Genomic DNA, 571 nt, shown 5'->3' with positions numbered 1-571 from the left:
TGCTGAGCTACTCATATGAACAAAGCAAATCCGTTATCCAAGAGCAAATCAATCAAGCCGCAAAAAGCAGAGTGTCCACTGCCGTTCTCGACAAGGCAATCAAAGAAACGCCAGAGCTCAATCCGTTCAAAGAAAAATTAGCCGGCACAAATCTCGATGATGTTGATGGCATCCTGTTTGGCTTTGATGAACTTGATGGTGGTGAGTGGCTGCCGACGCTGCAGTACCATGTTGCATTAGATAATCAACGCGTGGCAGTAATGTTGGTTTCTGCGTTTGAAGAATCGAGCGTTTATAACGTGAAGTATTTCACCAAAGACGAACTGGCCAAGCTGCAAGCTGAGTTTGTTAAACTGGATACGAAGTAATGAAAGACAAAATTTATACCTCGCGCGTGCCGCTCTATCACGTGAAGTTCGCTTGGTCTAACTCCATAGAGGCGCTTGAAAAGGAGTTCGACATCAAGCCTAACGATAATGATGTCTATGACGATTACAGCGCTTTTGTAACGCGCCGTGATAACACGATCATCATGTGGCTACCTCACGATGAAAATTACACCGTCGCCATT

At 45.0% G+C, this 571-nt stretch carries 2 protein-coding genes; both read left to right on the top strand.

Features of this window, described 5'->3' with window-relative positions:
* Positions 1-368, top strand: a 368-nt coding sequence (locus AW165_RS19825; protein ID WP_212823911.1) for a hypothetical protein, incomplete at its 5' end; no start/stop codon positions are given.
* A partial coding sequence (locus AW165_RS18455) for a hypothetical protein (RefSeq protein WP_155859659.1) occupies positions 368-571 on the top strand: 204 nt, incomplete at its 3' end. The genes AW165_RS19825 and AW165_RS18455, both read left to right, overlap by 1 nt.

This window comes from Acinetobacter sp. LMB-5, assembly GCF_001541635.1.
GTDB classification, from domain to species: domain Bacteria; phylum Pseudomonadota; class Gammaproteobacteria; order Pseudomonadales; family Moraxellaceae; genus Acinetobacter; species Acinetobacter pittii.
The sequence above is the reverse complement of the archived record's forward strand: the minus strand, read 5'-3'. Positions and strand labels throughout refer to the sequence as shown.